The following is a 22,109-nucleotide window of genomic DNA, read 5'->3' as shown; positions in this document are numbered from 1 at the left end:
GCCCAAGCGCTCAGCCGTCGCCGGGGCTGCGTACCACCGCGGGCAGCGTTCGCATTACGATGGCCAGGTCCAGCCAGAAGGACCAGTTCTCAATATAGTAGATATCGGCCTCGGCGCGTTTTTCGATGGAGGTATCGCCGCGCAAGCCCTGCACCTGGGCCCAGCCGGTGATGCCGCTTTTTACCGCATGGCGGCGCATATACTGGCTGTAACGCGATTTGAACTGCTGCACAAAGTAGGGACGCTCCGGTCGCGGCCCGACGACGGACATATTACCGACCAGCACATTCCAGAATTGCGGCAGTTCGTCCAGCGAGGTCTTGCGCAAGAGGCGACCAAGCGCCGTCACGCGCTGGTCCTGTTTGCCGCCCCAGACTTGATCGGAACTGTCTCGCTCCTGGACGACCATCGTACGAAATTTCAAGAGCCAGAAATTGCGGCGATCGAGGCCCACGCGTTCCTGCCGAAAGAAGATCGGACCGGGCATGGTCAGCTTGATCAACAATGCAATCAGCAGCAGCAGCGGCAAGAGCAACGCGAGGGCAAAACTGGCAAAGGCGACATCAAAGGCGCGTTTGATAAAGCGATTGTAGCCGTTGCGCAGCGGTATCTCGCGTATGGCCAGCAGCGGAATCCCGTCGATGTCCTCCATTCGTGCGTGAGCGGCGACAATTTCCACAACCTCCGGAATGACGCGACAGTCGAGGCCCTCGCGATCGCAAAATTCAACTACCCGGCGCAAGGCCGGTAGATCATGCTCCGCGGCGTAGACAACCAGATCCGGCTCGAGCCGGCCGGCGATTTTCTCCAGATCGCCGATACCGCCCTTGATCAAAGGCTTCAGCTCCCGAATCGCTTTCTGACGGGGACCAAGCAAGCCCACGACTCTGTAGCCATACAGCGGCCGCCGCCCCAGCGCCTCCAGAAAGCGTCGGGCTCCCTCTCCGCTGCCAAGGACCAGCACGTTGCGCAAGTTGTAGCCGCGCGCCCGCATGCGCGCCAGCACAAGGCGAAAGATGTAATGTCCGGCCGCTACCAGTGCAATCGATAGACCGAAGTTGTACAGAATCACGGCCCTCGAAAAACTCGTACCGCGGTAGAAGAAGAGCAGCGCCAGAATGACCAGAAGATTCAGGCCCACGCCGCGCACAATGGCCAGCAGTTCACGCAGCCAATTTTGACCGCGACGCGGATGATAGAGATCGGTCGCGATAAATACAATTACCTGACTGAAGGCCACAAAGATCCCAAGATACAGGTAGGTCAACCCGAGGGCATGCTGCGGGCCCAATTGAGCGCCAGGCGCCAGCAAGCCGTCGACGTCGGGATTGAACTGGGCGCGCTTTTCCGGCGAGAGCAACAGGAAATGCACTGCAAAAGCCAGAGCAAAAGAAAGCAGGGCCAGGATCAGATCCAGACCGATGAACATGAGTTTGAATGTCTGATTTTTTTCGCGAAGCATATTATTGGTAGAGCGTAGCCCGTCCGATTTCGCTTTGACGCACCCGGGCGCGATTGATCAGGAAGCGGCTTGGTCGTGCCGCGATACCGCCTAGATCAAAACGCAGCAGCGTCGCGCTGAAAGTGAAGCGATTGTCGTAGAAATTGACCACGCGCACCGCCGTAACGCCGCCAAAGAGCGTACGCTGCTCCAGCTCGTATCCGAAACGGTACTCCCAATCATGCAAATCCAGCACCAGAGCGCTGCGGAAATAAGCGGTGTTGAAGACCGCCTTTTCACGAGCCTGGCGGCCGCCGAGACCGCTGGAATCCACGACATCATTGGAAAAGGCGCGGTAGTTGGAGGCGCCGTTGCGATCCAGCGAGTCGCGATCGTAGCGACCGGCATCCACGGCGCGCGACTCCAGCTCCGACTCAAAATATCCCCAGCTCCACAGTTGCACGTCGAGCTTCAGCGCGAAACGCATATGATCGAGCTCCGGGTTGTAGTAGACGTGGTACCAGTAGTAGCTCAACTCCAGGTAGCGCAGGCGGCGCAGAAACCACAGATCAAATCCGCCCATCTCCAGCGTTGCCCCAAAGACGTTGGAATGGTCGCGTTTCAGCACCGGATTATAGACATAGTCGTCGATCAAGCGCAAACCCAGGAAGTGCACGCGATTGCGCGAAAGCAAGTTTTCGCGCTCGCGCCCAAAGAGATTCAAGAAGTCCAGATAAATATCGCTGCGCAAGATCGGGTAGGACCAGCGATCGCGACTGCGCACCTCAAAGGGAAACTCACGGTGGTCGTAGATGCTGTTTACAGCAAAACCCAGATTGAGCAGCGGATGGAACTCCAGCGAGAGGTCGGTTTCATTTTGCTTCTGGCTGCCATTGTAGTCGGTGATATTGACCGGCGGAACATCGTTCTGCTCCTCGTGGGCGGACTCCTTTAAACGGTGCGTGGCTCGCAAGAACAGTAGATCCGGACCCAGGGTGAGGGAATTTTCGCTGAACCAGTATTCGTAGCTCTGCTTGCGGACCTCGCGTTGCAGCGCCGCGTCATCGGCGGCGGAGGCGTTGTTGGCGGAAGCAATTGTCTTTTGCGCGCCGACGCCGATGCCGGGCTCGAAACTGATCCAGGGGTAAAAGCTCAGGTAGGAACGAAATCCAGTGCGGTAGGAGTTCTTGTTCAGCGCTCGATATTCCTCGCTCTTATACTCGCCACCGGACTGTTGCACGGCGGTGTACTGTTTGCTCAAGTCGCTGTGCAGAAAATGATCCCAGTAAAGCGGGATATCAAGGACGGGAATCAACCCCAGACGCAGACGCTTTTCCAGATCGATTGAAGGCAGAACGTCGTTGGTTGGAACATATTGACCATTGGTCGCATCGGTGGTCGATAGCCAGTAGTTATTGCGCGTAGCAGCGATACGAATCGTAAGGTCGTCGCGCTGCTCGCTGTAGGTCAGGCTCCAGTTGGTCAGCGGACGGATCAGCCCGCGTCCAGCCTCGCCATCTTTGTACAGAGCAGGAATGGTAGAATCCGGCGTGAAACGACCGCCAAACTCAAATTCATAAAGCTGATTGGCATAGTCTTCGTAGCGCAAATAGAGATTGCGAGTTACATTATCGGCCGGCGATCCGCCGCGGTAGCTGAGCAAGGCAAAGGCCTTGTACCATTGCTGCTCGTCCTCGCCGCGCGTGCAATAGTAGCCCAGCTGTCCGGGCGTGCCATAGCAGCGCTGCACTTGATTTGTAATGCGCACCTGGTCCTGATCGCGATAGTCCCCCGCTGCGCCATAGCGACGGTAGTGCGCGGCGCCCAGCTGCAAAATATAGCTGAGCCCGGGCGAAAAGCGGTACAATTCTACGCCAGCCGCCTGCCCGGTATTCTGATAGTAGTCGAGGGTGAAACGATAGGCCATGGGCTGCCAGCTGGACAGCGACGCCTCCGGAACGCCAAATTGATACGTAGTCTGTAAATACCAGCCCTGCACCTGGCTGAGGCCGACCTGGGCAATGATGCCGGTTCCCCAATCGGAAGCAAAAAGAAAAGGCAAAGGCAGAAGCGGAACGCCGCCCACATAGTAAAGCGCGCCCACTGCAAAAATCTTGTTGTTGTCGTAGATCCAGACGCGACGCGCTGTGAAGTTGTAGTGCGGCTTCTCTTCGGCACAGGTGGTAAAGTAAGCGTGCGAAAGACTGAAGCGGCCGCTGCCTATCTGAGTGACATTGCGGCCCACAAAGTGCACCGGACTGGCAAAGCCCGATGCATTGTAGAGAATTCCAGTCTGTTGTTTGAAGTTGTAGATGATACGATCGGCGCGAACTTCGCTATCGCCGTCGATGTAGACCAGCTCGCCATCGGCATAGAGCTCTTCGCGCCTGGTATCGACGATGACACGATCGGCCAGGAAATAGCCCTGCGGCAGTCGAACGCGAATCCGCCCGCTGAGGCGCAGAAGACCGCGCTCGTCGTCTTCGCCCTGCATGAATTCGCCTTCTGCCGCGTTTTCAATGCCGATGCGCGCCAACGGCGCGGGGGCCGGCAACTCCGGGGCCGATTCGACAGCCAGCGCAACTTTGAGCCGCGTTCGTCGGGACAGTTCTGAACCCTCGGTGGAAAGCCCAAGTTCGCTGAGAGCGGCGTTGAGTTCCGCCGGCCCAAGCAGATCAATACGCTCGGACAGCAGCCGCTTTTGCGTGGGGTTAAGCGAATCGCCCCGTTGCCGCAGCAGCTCGCGCAGGATCGGGTCGCTGCGCAGGCGTTCCAGGCGCTGCGTCAGCGCTTCGTCATCGAGGGTCTGCGCCGCAAGGCCGCTGCCGATTACGCAGAGGCCAAGCAGCAAGAAGAAGAGTAGTGCAATCTGGCGGCGCACATGTCCTGAGCTGCACTGCGGATTCAGACTCTGCTCCCTGGCGCCGCTTGCTTTGGACGCGTCAGATGGAATGGACCCGAACGCCCCGGCTGGCTGCCGCCTCTTATTGATGGACAGCTTCGCCCTGCGACGGGACTTGATTCCGGGATCGCCCGCTTGCGTAAAGCCAAACTACGATCCTGATTCGGCATGCTGATCCTGGACTTTTACGTGGACGAACCGGCCTGCTTTGGCGTGCCGCCCTATCTGTCCCCTTACGCACGCTACGTGGCTGGCGCGCTGGCGGACGCTGGCATACCCGCCCATGCCATCAGCTATCTGACCGTGGATCAATGGCGTGCGCAAGGCAAGAGTCTTGCAGAGTGCCCGCAGCTGGCTATTCTCATTGCGGGGGCCACGGTGCCTGGCAAGTACCTGGGCGGCAAGATTGGAACGGTTGCCGAGACGCTGGAATTTCTGGACTGGCAGCAGCGCAACAACCGCGGCGGCATTACGCTGCTGGGCGGTCCCTTGCGCTACGCTTCCACTGAAATTCGCAGCGCTATCGAGCAGCGCGGCGGCATTCTGGTGCGCGGCGATATTGAACTCTACGCCTTTGAAGCGGCCAGCGCCCGTCGGCGGATGTCCGATCGCCTGCAAGAATTGAAAAGCATGCACGGCGCCGCTCTGGGCGCGCGACGCAACTACCAGCAGGTGGATCGCTGGGCCGAGCGCGGGGCCTTTCTTGGCAATCTGCACCCCAATTTTCCTTATTTGATTCTGGAATTAGAAACCTATCGCGGCTGCACCCGCGATGTCTTTTGTTCCTTCTGTACGGAGGCCTTTTACGGAAGACCTGAATTTCGTCCGCTGCCTGGCATCCTGGCCGAAACTGCAGAGTTATATCGCATGGGTCATCGCTTCTTTCGATTGGGCCGCCAGGCGGACCTGATGACCTATCTGCCGGACATGGATGATTTTCAGAATTCCTTTCCGCGTCCGCGACCCGAAAGTTTGCAGTCGCTGTACTCCGGCATTCGCCAGGCCGCGCCGGATTTGCAGCTGTTGCATCTGGACAATATCAATCCCGGACTCATTGCCACCTTTCCAGCAGAGTCGCGCGAGATCATTCGCATCATCGCCGAGCACAATACGCCCGGCGACACCGCAGCCATGGGACTGGAAAGCGCGGACCCGGCGGTGATTCAGCTCAACGATCTGAAATGCGACGCCGATCAAGCAATGCGGGCCATCGAGATCGTCAATGAGTTTGGCGCGCTTCGCGATGGCGGCATTCCGCGTCTTCTACCTGGCATCAATTTGCTCCACGGACTGCCGGGCGAGTCGGACGGCAGTTTTGAGAAGAACTTTAACTTTTTGAAGCAAGTAATGGATCGCGGACTCTTGCTGCGACGGATCAACATCCGCCAGACCGTGACCTTCCAGCGCACGAAGCTGGACCAAATGCAGAAAAACCCGGAGCTGCAAGGCGGCGCCGGACGCAAGCGCCGGCGGCCACAGGCATTGGAGCAACGCTTTCTCTACTACCGCGATCGAATTCGAAAAGAGATCGATCATCCGATGCTGTTGAAAAATTTTCCGCCAGGCGTCTGTCTGCACTACGTAATTCTGGAGGCGCGCAACCAGGGATTCTTTCTGGGCCGAGCGCTGGGAAGCTACCCTGTGACCTGCAAGATTCCGGAAAGCGATGCGCAGGCGACGGCGGCGTTCCAGGCAAAGCGTCCCATTACGGCTATTGTCCTTGGCGCGGAAGAACGCAGCCTCCTGACCATGAGCTGGCCAATCCAGATCAACCGATTGGGCCAGCGCGCACTGGAACAGATTCCCGGACTGGGCAAGAAGCGCGCCACGCGACTGCTGCTGTCCCGACCGATTGTTTCCTTTGAACGCCTGGCTGAAGTGATTGAAGCGGTCCCTTTTGGATCCAGCGCAGACTACGACTTCAGCAATGATCTTGACGCGGGCGAAATGCAAGCGCGGCGCAAGCAATCCGCCGCGCTTGCTCAGGCCTCGCCTGAAGCAAGTTGATGGGCGTAGACCCATTCGTTTTCGAGGACCAGGATAACTGCCGTCAGCAGCAAAGCGCGCGGCATATCCAGCTGAGCGTCGAATTCAAACATCATCCGTTGTCGATCCATCAGGCCGACTGGCAGCGCCCTGTCCAATTCACTGATTGCCACTTCGCTCTGCCCGATGGCGTATCGATAAAAGGAAAGCGCCATGCTGCGCGGCGGGGCCAGCATGATGCGAAAGTCCGGCGATTGCAGCCGCCATTCCAGCGCAGCCACCACGTCCTTGCCACGACGGGCCTGCAATTGCGGCGGATCGCCGGCGGCGTAGAGAAAACGCAAGGGATCATTATCCTGAAAGAGCGCGGCAAAAATGGGACCGGCGGAGCTACGATTGTACTCCAGCTCAGCGAGCCGGCCCTCGACGCGAAATCCGTAGCGCGCCTGCAGCAGAACGTCGCCGCGCCGTCGTTCCTTGCCAAGTATTCGCCATTGGATATGCATAGTTCAACAGGCAGCGACTGCCCGGTCGCTTGTAAAGCTGACGCTTCCCCTTGACCCGCGCCGCGCTTGCGCCGCAAGCATTTTCGGAGCAGCAAAGCTGGCAACTTCCGGTCGCGGCGGCCAGGAGTGGAGTGCACCGCAGCGGCTGCGCTCAAAAAGACTTTGCATTGCAAGGAGCGGCGCCCAGCTCGTCGCAGATGGGCGAGATTGTCTTCTTTACTGGCTTCCCCGGTTTTCTGGGCAGCGAGCTTTTACCGCGGGTGCTGGCCAGGCATGGCGCCAGCGTCCGCGCCCTCTGTTTGATCCAGCGCGAATTTCGCGCTGTCGCCGAAGAGCGTTTGCGCAGCCTGACGACCCGCTATCCGCCGCTTCAGGATCGAGTCGAGCTGCGCGAAGGCGACATCGTGCGCTCCGATCTTGGCCTCTCCGGCCTCGGAGAACTTTCAGAGCAAGTAGTGGAAGTTTTTCATCTGGCGGCAATCTATGATCTCGCCGTGGCCCGCGAGCCTGCGCTGCGCGTCAATGTTCTGGGCACGGAAAACATGCTGCACTTCGCCGGCGCCTGCCGCCAGCTGCGTCGCTTCCAGTACATGAGCACCTGCTATGTCAGCGGCCGCTACGCAGGCGCCTTTACAGAGGAAGACCTGGACCGGGGGGCGCCCTTTAACAATTACTATGAGGAAACCAAGCATCTGGCGGAAGTCGCCGTGCGCAAGAGCATGGCCGCTGGATTGCCGGCCACGATCTATCGGCCGTCGATCGTAGTGGGCGACAGCCGCAGCGGCGCCACGCAGAAATACGACGGACCATACTACATCATTCAGTTGCTGCTTCGCCAGAAAGAAATAGCGATCGCTCCGGTCCTGGGGCGCGCCCGTTACACGCGGGTCAATGTCGCGCCCCGCGATTTTGTTGTCGATGCCGTGGCCGAGCTCTCCGGTCAGGAGCGCTCGCTGGGCAGGACCTATGCGCTGGCCGATCCAGAAGCGCTTACAGTTCGCGAAATGCTGAGCGTCCTGGCGCAGGCCACGGGTCGTCAGCTGATCCGCGCGCCCCTGCCGGCGATGCTGGCGCGCAAAGCGCTGGAAAATATCGCACCCCTGCAGCAGTGGATGCGCATTCCGCCGGAGGCGCTCGATTACTTTACACATCCTACCTATTACACCTGCACCAACGCCCTGCGCGACCTCGCCAATAGCGGCATTCGCTGTCCCCGTTTCGCCGACTATGCGCCGACTCTGGTGCAGTACATGCGCGAGCACCCTGAAATTCCGACCGGCGGCATGTCCTGACGGCCTGCGACTACCATCGCCCGTAGTGCTCCTCGAGCACTCCATACATGGGGCCCGGATCAACCCAGCGGCCGTCGATGCGCAGCCTGCCCGTGGCTCGAACGTAGGCCTCGGTGTGTTTTAGATCGACGATGAATCGAGTGAGCGGCGGTATATGCTGCACATTTGTCCTGTATTGCAAAACTTCCAGATCAAGTTTCATGTCCGAAGAGCTGACGCGCCAGGGCTGCCGCCAATCAGCGGGTCTTTCTCGCTCAAAACTGACGCTCTGTTCCAGCCGCACCCACTGTGCATTGCGCGGGGCGGGAATTGCCGGCTGCAAGTAGGCCTCTGTGTAACGCTGAGCGTAGGGACCGTAATTTACGAGCGAGGCCAGCGCAGCGTCCTTGTTCTGCACCGCCAGCCAGTGCCAACCGGTTTGCGCCGGCACGCGGCCAAAACAATGGTCGTAATAGCCAAGGGCCCCATCGAAAATATAGCGGCGATCGCCGATACACAATTCTCCACGGGCCGTATTTTGAAATAGGTGCAGCAGCGCGTAGCGCTCGATAATTTCATTGTCAAATTTGGTAAAGGGGCTTGTTCCTGGCGCGATCTCTAGATCAGCCTGCCATTCGCCGCTCCGGAATCGCAGACGCCAGCCGCGTTCCAGAGACCCCTCGTAGCTGAATTGGGCGCCGCGCGATTGGTAATGAAGCGACAACTGTTCCGGCGGAATTTTCGGTTCGGTGTAGAGTATCCTCGTCCATTGCAGCGGCCGCGGCAAAGCGGGGTCAAAGAGCGTTATGGTAAAGCTGTCTGCAATGTTAACGCGAACGCAATACCAGCTCAGGTAGACGCCGCTGGGCGGATGATACAGTCCGCTGTACCACCATTCTTTGTCGCGCCAATGCGCCAGCAAGCGCGGCAGTTGCAGCAGCGCCGACAATGGTCCGCGCCGAAATCGTAGTACTCGCTTTTCCTCAAGCCACATCGCCCTTGCCTCCGGCAAAGGGGTCCTCCACTTCCGCGGCAGCGCTGCGCCGCGTACTCAAGTACTCATCGTAGCGCGGCGCTCGAGTGCCAAACACCGTGTCCGTCCAGCTCAGCAGACCGGAGTAGTTGCCGAAGAACTTGGAATGGTGAAAGTCGTGATAGCGCGCGCCATCGTAAAGCGGCAGCAAGCGCATGGGATTGAAAGGGAAGTCATAGCCGCTGTGCTGCTCGGCCGCCTCCCACTGACGGAACACAACCCAGATCCAGAAAACGCCAACGTGCGCTCCAATCAGAGCCGGTCCGATGGTTACCAGCAAGCTGATCAGCATGTATTCCAGCGGATGCATATAGTTGCCAGACAGCGCAATGGGCGTGGGAAAGCGATGGTGTACGCTGTGAATCTTACGGTAGAGCCAGCGCGACCGATGCATCGCGAAATGCAGACAGTAGAAAAGGAAGTCATCGAGGATGGCAAAGGCGGCAACGGAGGCAATCACCACATACCACGCGGGCCAGGGGCCGGAGTGAATTCCGGAAAGTCGCAACAGAGGCCAGAGTAAAATGCTGCCCAGCAAAGTGAGCGCAACATTGATTGCCAGCTGCTCCAGCGAATCGGGCAGCATCTTGCGCCAGTTGCCTCGACGCGGCTGGATGCGATAGCGGCGCAAAGCGGGCGGATCAAGGATGGCCAGAATCGTGAGCGGCGTGGCCATGATCAGAAAGGACGCCAGGGCGACGAGTACGGTGCCAAAGACGATCTGAAAGAAACGCGGTTCCGTATAGATTTGAAGCAGCACTTGCATCATAGGAAGGCAACGGCGCGAGGCGCGCGGCCGGTGTAAATGTACTTTTTTGCATATTCCAACTTGTCAGGCTGAGGGCCTCCGCCGCATCCTTCGCCATGGCCTTATCCAGCGATGTGCGCAATCTCATCGCCTTTGCGCCACAGCGAATTGTCCAGGCGATTGCAGCCAATGAAATGGCCATGCGTCGGGTACAAGCGACGCGCGGCGCTATTCTCTTTGTAGACATAGAAGGTTTTACGCCGCTTACGGTCGCCTACAGCGCACTGGGTTCGGCGGGCGCCGAAGGTCTTCACGCCCTGCTCGGCCGCTACTATACGGTGCTGATCGATTGCCTCGAGGAATGGGGCGGCGTCGTCTACCAGTTCGCCGGAGACTCCATTCTGGCGGAGCTGGCAATGCAGCCAGGCGAAGACGACGCGCTTTGCACCAATCGCGCCGCAGCTGCCGCACTCGATATCCAGGCGCGGCTGCGATCGCTTCCTGCTTCCACGGTGGCCGGACAGGAATTTGCGATGCGCGCCAAAGCAGGCCTTGGATATGGCGCTTACCAGCGTCTATTGCTTGGCGACGCCAGTAGCTGGCTCTGCCCCCTGCTTAGCGGCGATGCTGTTCGATTTGCCACCGATGCAGAGAAGGGTTGCGCAGGCGGCGAAGTTGTGGCGCACCACAGCCTCGCAGCATTGCTAAACGTTCTTCCGGGGGACGAAAGGATTGCCCGCGACGCTTTGCGCTTGCGAGCCGCACGATTGCCTGCCGCACCCCGGCCGGGCCGGTCCGCGCCGCCCTCAGCTGCCAATGCCGGTCGGATGCAGCGGGCTTTGCAGCGCTTTGTCCCCCAGGCGGTTCTCGAGCGTATCCTCTCGGCGCACATTGGATTTCGCGCCGAATACCGGGAAGCTGTTTGTCTGCAAGTTCATTTCTCCAGAATCGATTACGATAGCGGCAGGAAAGAGGAGTTCTCTAAACTCAACGAACTATTTCTCCATTGTTTGCGAGCGGCGGAAATACATGGCGGCGCCTTGTTAGGTCTCGACCTCAGCGACAAAGGAGGAATTCTGCTGACTGCTTTTGGGGCGCCGCAGGCCCTTGAGCGCAAAGAGGAACGCGCCAGTCGCATGGCGTTGCAGCTAGCGCAATCGGACATCGGTCAGCACTTTGAGCTGCGCTGTGCCGCCGCCTCCGGCCAGCTTTTTTGCGGGGAATTTGGTTCGCTCACACGAAAAACCTATACCCTGCTGGGCGAGCCAATCAATCTGGCAACGCGGCTGGCCACCGATCTTCAGGTTGCAGGCGCGGCCATCAGTGAATCCGTAAAGTTACGCCTTAATAATACTTTCAATTTACTTACTATCGAAGGTCGTCAGCTAAAAGGTATTGCCGGCGCCGTACAATACTACCGACTTCTGCAGGAGTCGCATCGGCCAATCGCTGCCAGCGCGGAGCGAAGTATTATTGGCCGCGAGCAGGAAATGGCCGCCCTGCGCGATGCCATGAATAGCGCCGCACAGGGACGCGGATGCACTGCGACTCTGGAAGGAGAAGCTGGGGTCGGCAAGTCCCGCCTGCTGGCGGCGGCCGCCGATGAACTTGCCAGGCTTGGATTCACGATTCAGGGCGCCGTCTGCCTGCCCTATGAGCGATACACTCCCTATTTTGTCTGGCGCGATTTACTGCGGAGAACGCTGCAATTGCCAGCGGAGGCCAGAGAGGCCGTAGCAGAGTTGAGCCGTCAACTTTCGTTGTGCAAGGCCGGCGCAGATTGGGCGCCCGCTCTAGCGCGCATGCTGGGTTATGCTTGCGAAGAACCAACTTTCGCGGGCGAACTGAGCGCGCAGGAGCGCAGTCTCCAGCTCGCCCAAATTGTTCTTGAACGTTTGCAACAACTTTCGGCCAAGCAGCCGCTAGCGTTGATTCTTGAAGATGCTCACTGGATCGATGAAGCCTCCATGGGCCTCTTGCATTTTCTTCTGCCGCGACTGGGACAATCGCCGATCCTGAGCCTGCTAACCTTGCGACCGGACGATTCGATGCGCGAGGCCTTGCGTTCAACGGTTGGCCCAGGTTGGATCGAATTGCGCCCCCTGGACGGAGAGATGGCGCGCCAGCTCTTGCGCCAACGAATGCGCCTGGCGTCGCCCGACGCACGCCTGGAAGATCTGGTATTGCAAGCGGCCGGCGGCAATCCTTTCTTCATTGAAACGCTCGTAGATCACTTGATTGACCAGGGCGACCTGGTCGAGAGCGGCGTCGGACGCCGACTGGCGACAGATCTGCGGACGCTGAAAATCCCGCACTCGCTGCGCGACGCGGTACTGGCCAGAATCGATGCGCTCAACGAAGATACGCGAGTAACATTGAAAACCGCCAGTGTGATTGGCCGCAGCTTTCCCTACGACACGTTAGTTCGATTGTTGCCCGACAGCCTCAACGAACAACGTCGCTTACAGTCATTGCAGGTTCTCGAAGCAACGGACCTGGCGCACCTGCATAGCTCCTCGCCGCGGGCCTATATTTTCAAACACATTGTGATTCGGGATGTCGCCTATGAAACTACACTGCTCAGTACGCGACAGTTCCTGCACCAGCAGCTGGCAAACTGGCTGGAACAGCAGGCGGGTGAAGCAAGCCTCGAGTATGCAGAAACTCTCGCCTATCACTTTGACCAGGCTGGCGTCGCCGACAAGGCGCTGCAGTTCAGTCTGGAGGCTGCAAGCCATGCGATATCCTCCTATGCAAATCGGGAGGCCCTGCATCATTTTCAGCGCAGTCTGGAATTGCTGGAAAAGGGTGCGACCGCACCGTCTCCCGATGTTTTCATAGTAGCGCAGCGCGGCAAGGCCATCGTTTTGCAGCGCCTGGGCCGAATTGAAGAGTCAATCATGCTCTACCGGCAGCAGTTGGCCGCCGCTTCGGACCGAGCAGAGCGTGCGACATTGCATTTCTTGATTGGGGCTGCCCTACATGAAATTGAGCGTCGCAAAGATGCAATTCGCGAAATGGAATCTGGATTGGCGCTCCTCGGCAGACGTCCGCCGCGAACTCGCGCCGGCGTTCTTGCCGCCCTGCTTGCAGGATTTGCCCAGCGATTGCTCCGCCGATTGCTGCCCTGGTTCAAGCGGCCGGTAGAGGGCGCCAGATCGCGCCTCTACCGGCAACGAATTCAGGCCCTGGAGACGATTTCAAAGCTCTATTTCCTTTATGATCTGGAACGCTATGCCTGGAGCACGCTGCAGCACTACAACCTCGCTGAACGCGTTGGAGATGCAGCCGAACTGAGCGTGGCTACTGCCGCCTATGGCTTGCTGCTGAATGGCCTTGGCCAGAGTTCGGCCGCATTGCACAGAATCGAGCGCTCGCTCCGACTGGCCGAACAAAGCAACGACCTGCACGCGCTCGCGCTAACGCATTCTCTGGCGGGCGCTCGTTGCCTTTTTGACAGCGATCCAGAGCCGGGCTTACAACATTTTCGGCGCTCCATTGAACTCTACCAGCGAGCAGGCGGAGTATGGGAACATTTGACTGCGATTGGCAGCCTTGGGCAGATTCAATTCCTGCTGGCGCGTTTTGCTGAAGCGGCCGAAAGTTACAATCGCGCCGGCGACCTTGCGGATGCCGCAAATTCGCCGGTACACCGCGCCTGGCGCCATTGCAAAACTCCGTACTGCGAATACCTGCTGGGCAGGCGCAATGGCGCGTCCGCCTTTCAGGAACTGGAGATTGCCGCCGCCTTGAATCGCAACACAGGCGACATGATGAATCACTTAATCACACTCGGTCATATGGCCGGCGTTGCCGTCCGCGAAAAGTGGGCCGAGGACTGCGCGCAACTTGCGCGGCAGATCCTGGAAACGAACGAGCTCTACCGCGTGGAACTGCCGTGGGTCAAGGTTGCACTATGCGACGCTGTTGATGCTGCCGTCTTTGCGATGCTTGCGCTGCCGGCTCAGGCTGATCAAATGTTGCGCCTGGCCCGGCGCGCCAGCAAGCTGTCAATGAAACTGGCAAAGAAGTACGCCTATCTGCGCGGGCCAGCGCTGCGCAGCCGCGCCGCTTTGCTACAGGCGCTTGGCAAGCCGCAGGCAGCCGAACAAATCTATCGCCAGGCGCTGGCCAGCCTGGAAAGCAGCGCCTTTCCTTATGAGCTTGCTCTTACGCTTGCCGAAGCCGGCGACTTCTTTGAGGATGCAGCGCTGCAAACGCGGGCCCAGGACCTGCTCGCTCAGCTGGGACTTCGCGGCGAAAACGAACGCTGGGAGCGGCGCCGCCACGCTCCTGCCGCCTGAAGCTCAACGCCAGTCTCAGCGCTGCAAGGTCGAAGCTGACTTCGACCCGAGGCCGATAGCAAGCAGCATCCAACCGACTATGAACGACAATCCGCCCAGCGGCGCCACGGCGCCAAACCAGCGCGGCGCCCCGAAGACGATGGCATAGAGGGCGCCACAGAATAAAAAAAGGCCCGCAACAAAAGCGATCGCCGCCAGTCGCCACCAGCGAGCGCGCGGCGGCGCCAGAATACCAAGCACGCCGACCAGCGCCAGAGCAAAGCAATGATAGAATTGATAACGAACAGCGGTCTCGAAGATCTCCTGCTCCCGCGGACCGACCATCTGGCGCAGGCCGTGTGCGCCGAAGGCCCCAAGAGCGACGCTGAGGCCGCCAAGGATGGCAGCCAGGAGCAGAATCAGACGCGCCGGGCGCGGAATCTCGACTGAAATAGGACTCATCGCGCTGTGCCTGGCGGTCGCCAGCGCCTTGAAAACTGCATTTTTCGCTGCGCCAGGCGCCGACAATTCCTCGAAACAGGTGGCATTTTCCGGGCAATGGCCCTTCTTGCCCCTATGCTGGCCGAGCGAATCGTCCCCGAGCTATTCGAAGTAAACGGCGTGCGTGTTTTGCACCTGGAGAATAGCAGCTTCCTGACCAATGTGCAGATCCTTACAGGCGTGGGCTCTTCGATCGAAAAAGCGTCGGAATTTGGCCTGGCGCATATCCTCGAGCACATGTTCTTCAAGGGTTCGCGTAAGCGGCCGGGAGGCAGCGCGATCTCGCGCGCTGCCAACGACATTGGCGGCAAGCTCAACGCCTACACCACCTACGATCATACGGCCTATTACATTACAGTTCTCAATGATTCCTTTGAGTTGGGCCTCGACATTCTGGCCGACATGTACCAGCATCCGCTTTTTCCCGAAGAGGAATTCCGTCGCGAACTCAATCCGATCTTGAGCGAGCTGCGCGAGCAGGAAGACAATCCGGACAGTTTTCTGGCGGAGCGATCGCTGCAGGGATTTTTTGGCCGCACCTATCACCCGGTGATTGGCACAGCCAGGACCATTCAGGCGGCGACGGTAGAGATGATGCACGGCTTCCGCTCCCGCTTTTACGGACGCGAGAATACGATGATCGTTGTCGTGGGCGGCGTGGACCGCGAACGCGTGCGCCGGGCGATCGCCGAGCACTATGCCGATGAGGGCGCCGTCGAGCAGCCGCGCGTTGCTGATTGCAGCTGCACGGCCGGCGAACTGAACTTGAGCAAGCCTGGCATTCAGGAGGCTTACTACGAGCTGCTCTTTCCGGCGCTGCCCAGCTCGCATCCCGATCGCTACAAGCAGGATGTAATGAACTACATACTGGGCGGAAACGAATCAGCGCTGCTCTTTGAACGCATTCGCGATGAGCTGGGCCTTTCCTGCTACGGCGTCTACTCCTGGACCATGCGCAACCCGCCCTTTCATTGCCTGGGGATCAGCTGCGGCATCGCCCCCGATGAAATGCCTGTTCTGCATCGCGAGGTGCTGGCGCAAATTGATCGCATCTGTTCATCGCGCGTTGGCCTGGATCGACTGGAACGGGCGCGCGCTTCGTTGCGCACCTCGATCGCCTCGCGCGCAGAGACCAGCGCCGGCATGGCCGGAATGATCAGTCTGCCTGCGCTGCGCGGCGAGAGCTACAACGCTGTGGAGAAGGCGCTGCAGGAGATCGAAGCCATCGGCCTGGATGATATTCTAGAACAGGCGCAGAAGACCTTTTCTGGCGCGCGCTTCCACGGCGCCCTCTTGCCGGAGTGAGCCTCGAGCTGAGCGTTGCCGAAGCTGCCGCCGTTTTACGACGCGGACAGCTGGCCTTGATTCCCACCGAAACAGTCTACGGCCTGGCGGCCAACGCCCTGGATGCACAGGCCGTTGCTTCGATTTTCGAAGCCAAGGGCCGTCCACATTTTAACCCGATCATCTGTCATGTCAGCGGGCTCGATGCCTTGCACCGCTATGCCCGGGTGGATGCGCTGAGCGCCGCCCTGGCTGATCAGTTCTGGCCAGGGCCGCTGAGTCTGGTGCTGGAACAACGCGGCGCCATTCCGCCCATTGTCAGCGGCGGAGGCGGCCCGGTCGCTTTTCGCGCCCCCGATCATCCGCAGGCGCTTGCCCTGCTGCACGCCTGCGACTTCCCGCTGGCCGCCCCGTCGGCCAATCTATCCGGGCGACGCAGTCCGACCACCGCGGCCATGGCCTGCGCTCAGCTATCTTTTGCCGTCGCGGGCTTCCTGGAAGGCGGCCCCTGTCGCGTCGGGCTGGAATCGACCGTGCTCCAATCGACGCCAGAGGGGCTGCTGCTGCTGCGCGAAGGCGGGCTCACACGCGAGGAGCTGCAGGCCGCAGGATTTGAAGTCGTTACGGAAGTTCGGGAGAGCGGAGCGCCGCGCTCGCCTGGACAACTGCTGCAGCACTACGCGCCCGACGCGCCGCTGCTCTGGCTGGAAGGCTGGACCAAACTCAACGCGAAGCAGCGCGAGGATTTCTGGCGCCTGACCATTGCAAAGCTGGGCCACGCGCCCGGACGGATTGTACTGCTTTCGCCGCTCCCGCCGGAAGCACAGTGGCTGCAATCGATGCCGCCACATCGCCTGGCCGTGCTTGCTCCTTCTGGCAACCTGCGCGAGGCGGCGGCGGCCTTGTTTTCTGCTTTCGAAGAATGGGCCAGCGAAGCCGACCTGCTTGTGGCCCTGCCCGCTCCCGAGGCTGGACTGGGCCGGGCGATCAATGACCGACTGCGCCGCGCCGCCTCCGCTCGACTGCATCCCGATTCGAATTGATCTGAACTCAAGGCCTGGAGAGCTGTCCTAATGCCCAACATTTTGCGATCCTCGCCGGGGCGCGGCGTTGCCTTGATTCTTGTGCTGCTTCTGGCCTGCGCGCCTGATCCGCAGCAATCTACGGAGGCGCAGCCGGCGACCGACAATCGGCAATGGGACGATGTAGCTCGCTATCTGGCAGGCATGCCCGTGTCGGAACACAGTGCGCTGCAGGCTCTGGAAAGGCTGCCCGAAGCCGCGCGCCAGCGTGAATACTTCCGGAAGCATTATGAACCGATCGAGGCCTCGCGACTCAATCCTATGCGCAGCTGGGCCGCCGCCGAGCTAGCCGATGCGCGCAGCAGCGACCGAACAGTCTTCTATCCCTTTGGCGGCCCGGATTTCCTCCATATCTACGCCTTCTTTCCGGAGGCGCCGCTCTATATCCACTTTGGTCTGGAGCCGCCTGGCCTGCCGCCGGACCTGGCCAATATGCCTGCTGCCAACCGCGCACGCTTGATGCAGCTGACGCGCGAGAGCCTGTCCAGCGTTCTGCGCTTTTCCTTTTTTCGCACTAACGACATGCACGTCGAATTGCTGCAGAGCCAGATTGGCGTAGCGCCGGTGCTTCTGGCCTTTGCGGCGCGCAATGGCCTCGTCATCGTCAATGCCCGCAACATTCATCTCGATCGCGACGGCCAGTTGCAGAACGGCGCGACGGCTGCCAGCTCGCCAGGCGCCATCGCTGGCGTCGAAATTGAACTGCGCAACCCGAACGGCAAGCTCTCGCGCTTGCAGTATTTCTCCATGAATATTGCCAACGACGGCGACAACCAGGCTTTCTTCAATTATATGCATCAACAGGGTCGACTCAATGCCTATGCCAAGGCGGCCAGCTATCTGATGCACAACGATAGCTTCAGCAAGATCCGCTCTCTGGTTCTGGAGCAAAGCGAAGTCTTTATGCAGGACGACTCTGGAATGCCGGTGCGGTTTTTTGGCCGCGAGCAATGGGATGTGCAGCTCTACGGCGCTTACGATCGGCCGATTCCGCTCTTTGCCAATCGCATCCAGAATGACCTCAAGCAAATGTACGCCAATCGTAGTGCAGTCAAGTCTCTGCCTTTTGGCATTGGCTATGTCTTTCAACAGGGCCGCTCCAACTTGATGATCGCCCGGAAGCGACAGTAGGTCCATCTGGAAGCGCGGCAAATCTTTGAGGAGGCGGTCGCCGGATTCCGCGAAAGCCAGGACGCTATCACTGCCAGCCTCGAAGCGCTGGAACAGGATCTGGCCAGCGCCGATGCCGGGCTGCCTGCGCTTTCCTTTCAAGAGGAACTCTGGCAAAGCGGCGAGGAGGGGCTCAGCCTGGGCGGCGGCGGTCGCACGCGTGTTCTGGAAGGCGGGCGCATCTTTGAACGAGCCGGGGTGAACTTCTCGAACGTAGAAGGCCAGTTCAACGAGGAGCTGCAAAATTCTTTGCCGGGACAGGAGCGCGCCTTTCGGGCCAGCGGCCTCTCGCTGGTGCTGCATCCCAGAAATCCGCATGTGCCAACGGTGCATGCGAACTTCCGAATTATCCTGCGCGGATCGCTGCAATCGCCGGAGAAGCTATGGTTTGGCGGCGGCGCCGACCTGACGCCCTCAATCCTCTATGAGGAAGATGCACGCCACTTTCACGAATTGTGGCAGGAACTCTGTGATCGGCATTCAGTCGCAAACTATGCGCAGTTCAAAAAACAATGCGACGAGTATTTCTGGCTAACGCATCGCCGCGAAGCGCGCGGCGTCGGCGGAATTTTTTTTGATTATCTGCAGGGAGACCTGGAAGCCGCATTGCGCTTTGTGCTGGATGGCGCCAGCTGCTTTTTGGCCTCCTACGTCCCCATCGTTGAACGACGTTCGGCGATTGCTTCTACGCCGGCCCAGCGCACATTTCAACTCTGGCGTCGGGGGCGGTACGCGGAATTCAACCTGCTCCACGACCGCGGTACGCAATTTGGTCTGCGCACCGGCGGACGCATTGAGTCGATCCTGATGAGCATGCCGCCGCTGGCCGCCTGGCAGTACGACCGCAAAGCAAATTCCGCTGAAGAGCAGCGACTGCTGAATGTATTGCGTTTTCCCAGGGACTGGCTGGAATCGACTTCTGCCGACTCCGCGCCGGCCGATTGAGCGTGCGCATGGCCTTCTGGCACAAGAAGCAGATTACCCGCCGAACCATATTTGTGGGCGATGTCCACGGCTGCCTGGCCGAGCTGCAGCGCTTGATTCGCAAGCTGCGTCTGGGCGCCGAGGATCGTGTGATCATGCTGGGCGATCTGATCAATCGCGGTCCGGACAGCGCCGGCTGCGTAGAATTTGTGGCGCGGCGCGGATTTGAGTGTTTGATGGGCAACCACGACCTTGAATACCTGCAACGCTACTTGAGCAGCGAGCGCTACGGCCGACTGCGCGATCAACTGGGACCGCAACTGCACCAATGGCTGGAACAAAGACCTTTCTTTTTGGAGTCCGCCGAATTTCTCGCTGTTCATGCCGGATTATGGCCGCGCCGGCGGCCTGAGCGTACGCCGCCTCGAGTGCTGGTAAATATCCGCACCTGGGATGGCCGCGGGCGCGATCTTTCCAATCCGGCAAATCCGCCATGGTACGAATTCTATAGCGGCGAAAAACCGGTATTCTACGGGCACTGGGCGCGCAAGGGCTTGAATATCCGTGAGCGTAGCCTGGGATTGGATTCGGGCTGCGTTTACGGCAGAGCGCTCAGCGCCTGCGTGCTGGAATCGCGAGAAATCATACAAATGCCTGCGACGCGCGTTTACTATACGCCGCCGTCGTTGCGCGGACCGGGGGGAACAGTAAGTTGAGCGTCGAGAATCAAAATTCCGATCTGGAAATGGAGGAGGAACTCTTTCGCCTGCGGGCGCTGGTGGACTCTTTCGCGCTGCTGAACGCCTCGCTGGACCTTGATGTCGTTCTGAAAAATACGCTGCGGCGCGCCTGCGAACTGATGCGCGCAGAGGTTGGTTCCATTGCGCTGATCAATGAAGAGCGTACTGATCTAATTTTTCTGGAGTCCACCGACCCCCAGTGGGATAAGCTCAAGCAGATCTCGGTGCCCATCGGCCAGGGGATTGCTGGCAGCGTAGCCAAGACCGGCAAGACGGTGCGCGTCGATGACGTACACAATGATCCGCGCTTCTACGAACAGATCGATCGCAAGCTTGGACACAAGACGCAGACCTACATTTGCACGCCCTTGATTGTGGAGAGCATCATCATTGGCACGGCCCAGTTGATGAATCGAATGGACGGCCAGGCCTTTACAGAAGGCGACGAGGAACTGCTGGAAGGATTTGCTCATCAGGCGGCGCTGGCAATCCAGAATGCTCATCTGCACCAGGTTAAATTGCGTCAGAAGTCGATCGATGCCGAGATGAGTCTCTGCTCCGAAATTCAGAACAAGCTATTCCCGGCTGCCATGCCAAGTTTTGCCGGCTACGAGGTGCTGGGCGGTTCGAAACCGGCGCGCGAAGTGGGCGGCGACTATTACGGCTTCCGGCCAGCGCGCAGCGGCGCACTGGACTGCATCATTGCTGACGTGTCCGGCAAAGGAATCTCGGCGGCAATGCTGGTCTCCGAGTTCCATACCGGATACCAGTTGCTAAATGAGGTCGAGCCTACCCTGACCGGTTTAGCCAATCGGCTGAACAAGCACCTGCTGGAATCTCTGGTGACAGGCCGCTTCATTACTTGCTTTGTTGCGCGAATTCAACCGCAATCTGGCGAGGTGGAGTACCTGCTGGCCGGTCATACTCCGCCAGTCATCCTGCGCCATGATGGCGGCATGGAAGAGCTAGAACGCACCGGTCCCGTGTTGGGGTTGACTGCATTCGAATTCAGCACTGGCCGCTGTCAGCTTGGACCGGGAGACCTGCTTGCTTCTTATTCCGACGGTTATTCAGATGTACACAATGGCGGCGGCGAACTCTATGGAGAAGATCGCATCAACGCTCTCCTGCGCCAGTGGCGAGACCTTCCGCTTCCGGATGTCATTCCCCGATTGGATGCAACTCTGGATGTCTTTCGCGAAGAACAAGCCTTCCCCGACGATCGAACACTGTTGCTGATTCGTCGGAAGCCATGATCGCGCCCGGGCGCGCCGCGCCGGGCGGATGGCATGGCGTAGCATTTGTCCTGCTGTTGCTGCCGCTGCTGAGTCAGTGCGATGAGCCGGAGGCCGGCGAGGCGTCGACTGGCTTGAGCGAGTTTTTCATCCCCGCCTGGCGACCGGCCGGCCGCAGCACAAACGGTCGCGCCTTTCGCCTGATGCGCGCTCCAGGCGCCCAGCATTTGCTGGTCTACGCGCCGCGCGGCGCAGATGGGGCCGAAGAATTGCAATCGCAGGCCGAGCGCTGGCGAGCGCGCGGTTATACCTTGCTAACGCTGGATCGCCCGGCTGGCAATGCTGCTGCCGATGCCGCCGACTTCTCAAGCGACCTCGCCGATTTGCTGGAGCTTGCACTGCGGCGCGGCGCCTACCGCAGTCGCAGCCTGGTCCTTGCCCTGGACCGCCCTGGTCCGGCCCTGGAATGGCTGCAGGCATCGCCAATTGCCTTTGAGGTTGTGGTCATCGCCCGTTTTCAGAACTGGCATCCAGGCGAACGCGAAGTCAAACTGCTCCACGATCTATCGGCGCGCAGCATGATCCTGACGCCGCCGGGACTGTTGCGGGGCAAGAGCGAGAACGGCGCGCTGGAGCGCGGAATTCGTAGCGTGGTAGAAAATTACAGTGACGATTGGCCCAATCAGAGTGTGCTTAACTGGATGGAGCTGGGCCGCAGTTCGATCCGCTGGCGACCGGCGACAGAAAGTTTCCGCGGCGGCTGCCTCCCTGAAAGTGCAGAATTGAATGTAAGCTTCAGAAATTACCAGGCCAGCGGACGCGCCGAAGAGGAGGCCTGCCCGCTTTTCCTGGCATACGGTCGCGAAGTCTGGACGGCTACCGAGGCCGGTCCGCAGCTTTGTACTTATTCGTCCGGGAAAGAAAGGATTCATTGCCGTCCGTAGTTTTGCGAATGGCGAAAGGCAAAGTTTCGCGCCCACAAGCTACGATTGACGCATTTTCC

16 protein-coding genes are annotated in these 22,109 nt (G+C 59.5%); 10 read left to right on the top strand and 6 right to left on the bottom strand.

All coding sequences use genetic code 11. From position 1 onward, the window contains the following. Window positions 1–10 precede the first annotated feature (10 nt). Both K1X75_07935 and K1X75_07930 read right to left on the bottom strand, forming a co-directional pair. Window positions 11–1,462 (bottom strand): undecaprenyl-phosphate glucose phosphotransferase, encoded by a 1,452-nt coding sequence (locus K1X75_07935; protein MBX7057982.1) that lies wholly within the window; start codon window positions 1,460–1,462, stop codon window positions 11–13. Between the two features lies 1 nt (window position 1,463). Then, the gene (locus K1X75_07930) at window positions 1,464–4,322 is read right to left on the bottom strand and encodes a hypothetical protein (GenBank protein MBX7057981.1); all 2,859 of its coding nucleotides are present in this window, start codon (window positions 4,320–4,322) and stop codon (window positions 1,464–1,466) included. 189 nt (window positions 4,323–4,511) lie between these two features. Between K1X75_07930 and K1X75_07925 the strand changes: the two genes are divergently transcribed. Beyond that, window positions 4,512–6,350, top strand: coding sequence for a radical SAM protein (locus tag K1X75_07925; GenBank protein MBX7057980.1), 1,839 nt, complete (start codon window positions 4,512–4,514; stop codon window positions 6,348–6,350). Here K1X75_07925 and K1X75_07920 read toward each other — a convergent pair. Further along, complete coding sequence (locus K1X75_07920) at window positions 6,326–6,835, bottom strand: hypothetical protein (GenBank protein ID MBX7057979.1); 510 nt, start codon at window positions 6,833–6,835, stop codon at window positions 6,326–6,328. The genes K1X75_07925 and K1X75_07920 overlap by 25 nt on opposite strands. Window positions 6,836–6,966: 131 nt before the next feature. Here K1X75_07920 and K1X75_07915 point away from each other — a divergent pair, with 131 nt between their 5' ends. Beyond that, window positions 6,967–8,127 carry an SDR family oxidoreductase gene (locus tag K1X75_07915; protein MBX7057978.1) on the top strand — a complete coding sequence of 387 codons (1,161 nt, stop codon included), beginning with the start codon at window positions 6,967–6,969 and terminating at the stop codon, window positions 8,125–8,127. A 10-nt stretch (window positions 8,128–8,137) separates the two neighbouring features. On the opposite strand, the gene K1X75_07910 is transcribed toward K1X75_07915, so the two are convergent. Beyond that, a complete protein-coding gene (locus tag K1X75_07910; GenBank protein ID MBX7057977.1) occupies window positions 8,138–9,100 on the bottom strand; it encodes a DUF2804 domain-containing protein in 963 nt (320 codons plus the stop codon). Next, window positions 9,090–9,908: a sterol desaturase family protein gene (locus K1X75_07905; protein MBX7057976.1), complete on the bottom strand. Its 819-nt coding sequence runs from the start codon at window positions 9,906–9,908 to the stop codon at window positions 9,090–9,092. The genes K1X75_07910 and K1X75_07905 overlap by 11 nt, the downstream gene beginning before the upstream one ends. 95 nt (window positions 9,909–10,003) lie before the next feature. On the opposite strand from K1X75_07905, the gene K1X75_07900 reads away from it, so the two are divergent. Further along, window positions 10,004–14,191, top strand: a complete 4,188-nt coding sequence (locus K1X75_07900) for an AAA family ATPase (GenBank protein MBX7057975.1) — start codon at window positions 10,004–10,006, stop codon at window positions 14,189–14,191. A 15-nt stretch (window positions 14,192–14,206) separates the two neighbouring features. Here K1X75_07900 and K1X75_07895 read toward each other — a convergent pair whose 3' ends face one another. Beyond that, on the bottom strand, window positions 14,207–14,632 hold the full coding sequence (locus K1X75_07895; protein ID MBX7057974.1) for a DUF423 domain-containing protein: 426 nt from the start codon (window positions 14,630–14,632) through the stop codon (window positions 14,207–14,209). Between the two features lie 96 nt (window positions 14,633–14,728). On the opposite strand from K1X75_07895, the gene K1X75_07890 reads away from it, so the two are divergent. From K1X75_07890 to K1X75_07860, 7 genes are read left to right on the top strand one after another with little or no spacing between them, the layout of a single operon-like run. Beyond that, on the top strand, window positions 14,729–15,976 hold the full coding sequence (locus K1X75_07890) for an insulinase family protein (protein ID MBX7057973.1): 1,248 nt from the start codon (window positions 14,729–14,731) through the stop codon (window positions 15,974–15,976). After that, the gene (locus K1X75_07885) at window positions 15,973–16,998 is read left to right on the top strand and encodes a threonylcarbamoyl-AMP synthase (protein MBX7057972.1); all 1,026 of its coding nucleotides are present in this window, start codon (window positions 15,973–15,975) and stop codon (window positions 16,996–16,998) included. Before K1X75_07890 ends, K1X75_07885 begins: the two co-directional genes overlap by 4 nt. 30 nt (window positions 16,999–17,028) lie before the next feature. Then, entirely contained in the window at window positions 17,029–18,168 is a 1,140-nt protein-coding gene (locus tag K1X75_07880; protein MBX7057971.1) for a hypothetical protein, read from the top strand. Between the two features lie 6 nt (window positions 18,169–18,174). Then, a complete protein-coding gene (gene hemF, locus K1X75_07875; protein MBX7057970.1) occupies window positions 18,175–19,152 on the top strand; it encodes an oxygen-dependent coproporphyrinogen oxidase in 978 nt (325 codons plus the stop codon). Between the two features lie 8 nt (window positions 19,153–19,160). After that, complete coding sequence (locus K1X75_07870; GenBank protein ID MBX7057969.1) at window positions 19,161–19,847, top strand: metallophosphoesterase; 687 nt, start codon at window positions 19,161–19,163, stop codon at window positions 19,845–19,847. After that, window positions 19,844–21,127, top strand: a complete 1,284-nt coding sequence (locus K1X75_07865; GenBank protein ID MBX7057968.1) for a SpoIIE family protein phosphatase — start codon at window positions 19,844–19,846, stop codon at window positions 21,125–21,127. The genes K1X75_07870 and K1X75_07865 overlap by 4 nt, the downstream gene beginning before the upstream one ends. Further along, window positions 21,124–22,050 (top strand): hypothetical protein, encoded by a 927-nt coding sequence (locus K1X75_07860; protein MBX7057967.1) that lies wholly within the window; start codon window positions 21,124–21,126, stop codon window positions 22,048–22,050. The genes K1X75_07865 and K1X75_07860 overlap by 4 nt, the downstream gene beginning before the upstream one ends. The last annotated feature ends 59 nt before the right edge of the window (window positions 22,051–22,109 follow it).

The sequence above is a fragment of the Leptospirales bacterium genome (assembly GCA_019694655.1).
Lineage (GTDB): Bacteria > Spirochaetota > Leptospiria > Leptospirales > Leptonemataceae > SSF53.
This window is presented reverse-complemented; position numbering and strand designations above follow the sequence as displayed.